The 1,898-nt window shown below is 42.8% G+C and carries 1 protein-coding gene; it reads right to left on the bottom strand.

The window, feature by feature from the left end; translation table 11 throughout:
* Nucleotides 1-967 precede the first annotated feature (967 nt).
* Nucleotides 968-1,747 carry an HvfC/BufC N-terminal domain-containing protein gene (locus tag F6K37_RS40220; protein WP_287256880.1) on the bottom strand — a complete coding sequence of 260 codons (780 nt, stop codon included), beginning with the start codon at nt 1,745-1,747 and terminating at the stop codon, nt 968-970.
* Between the last annotated feature and the right edge of the window lie 151 nt (nt 1,748-1,898).

Raw genomic sequence — 1,898 nt, 5'->3', positions numbered from 1 at the left:
GAAAGCTTCTTTGTTGTGCCTGATTTTTTCTTGCGCTTAGACATCGTTGGCTATTCTTGGCCTTTTTGTCTATTATACCCCAAAAAATCCCGTTTTATCCCGCTTTTTGACTACTTAATTGCAAGGCTTATGAGAAGTGGCCTTCTAAAAAGTAATTATTTCACACATTGAGCCATTCAATCATCTAAGGCAATCACAATTTTGTATTACACTATTGACACTTTGTATTATATTACGTAGTATATATATAACATAGTAATACAGGACATAAACCTGCTTGCTCTGAAGCACCTTGAAAACTTCAGAGAATCCTAAATCTATGGGTCGGCTCACCTATTGGCGTGGGTAACTGTCTTTGACACTCCCCGGCCTGTTCGCGTAGCGGAGGCCGTAGGCCACAAGGCGCGGGGATTCCTAGATCAACGAACCGCCGTAAACCTTCGTGTTCCTCTTCTTGACGCCGCCAAAAATTGGACAATACTTAACCAAAAACCCGTACGTAGACCAAGTTTCCAGTCAATTCACGAAAGACCTAGAGGGCAGTTCTCCTTAGGCGTTAAGGTACTTTACCTTGGAAGTGCCTTAAAAAGTCCGTTGCTTCCATTTTCCCTAAGTTTCGGTGTGCCCCACCGTACTTTTTCTTTTCTCAAAATGTGTTCTTCTAGGTTCACACACCAACTTTTAATTGATGATTGGGTTTTTAAGGAGGATTTTCCCTACCCTCCGGGCATTTCTTCTTTAAGGTCAAGCAGTGGCGGGTCTCTCTCCCGGTTGCGCCAAGGCCAAAGGCCACGCTACGCGAACGGATTTGCAGCCTGTACCCATATCTAAATAATACTCTAGCGCGCAGGTATTGTCAACCTTTTTTGGCAAAATTGTGTCTAGGCGACTAAAGTCGCAGCGAGCCTACATCCGGTGGTTTAAAAACCCGGGGTTTTGGCTTGTGGGAATTTCCATAAGGAGACGTCTAAATCGAAAACCTAGCAATCCATCCACGTTGTACAAATTGCGGTAACTCAGATGCTACATCAATAGCTAATTCATCAGCAGCTAGGTCTTGACAAATTGCTTCAAATCGATTTTCGGCTTGAAAAGCTTTCAGCAGTTGCCATTCTGCTTTTGTTGGCAGCTCAATGCGCATATCATAACCATTGCGCCAGAGGAATAGTTGTATGCCCCCTTCATCCAAATTCACTTGCTGATCACCTTCGTATTCAGGCTGATTAACTTCCCAAATGCGATGGATCGGGTAAGCTGACTCAATCAGAACACTATTTTTAGGTAAATGGAAAATCAGTTCTCCCCATTTTTCTTGGGGAACTGTACTCAATGCTTGGACATCTAACTTGGTAGCCTCTTCACCATTAAACACACGATGCCAGTGCCACTCTAACCTGGCCACATCTGGTAAATAGGGTAACTGTTTTGCTGGCTCAAAATTGGCTAGAAAATCAGGAAAGTGCTCGCCATAATTTCCTAAATCCATTGATATAGAAGGAAACCGTTGGATATAGCTTATCGCTGTTCCATCAAAAAATTTCTCTCCCACCAAACAACAGCAGACTGGATAAATTGACATTAAGGTTTGGCTCAGGTTGCCTAGGACACTGCTACGATAAATCGCTAACCCTTCAGCAGGGGTCAATTGTTTAGCTGCTTTGATGTGTTGAGCAATGGTTTGTGTACTGGCAGGATTATTTTCAAAAACAGCATCGTAAAATAACTGTTGTAGTGTCCTTAATTCCATCTACTTACCTGATCTAAATACGTAAGCTATCAGCTATCAGCTATCAGCTATCAGCTATCAGCTATCAGCTATCAGCTATCAGCTATCAGCTATCAGCTATCAGCTATCAGCTATCAGCTATCAGCTATCAGCTATCAGCTATCAGCTATCA

The organism is Moorena sp. SIO4E2 (assembly GCF_010671945.1).
In the GTDB taxonomy this organism is placed as follows: domain Bacteria; phylum Cyanobacteriota; class Cyanobacteriia; order Cyanobacteriales; family Coleofasciculaceae; genus Moorena; species Moorena producens.
Note: the sequence above shows the minus strand (reverse complement) of the source record. Positions and strands in the feature narration are given on the sequence as shown.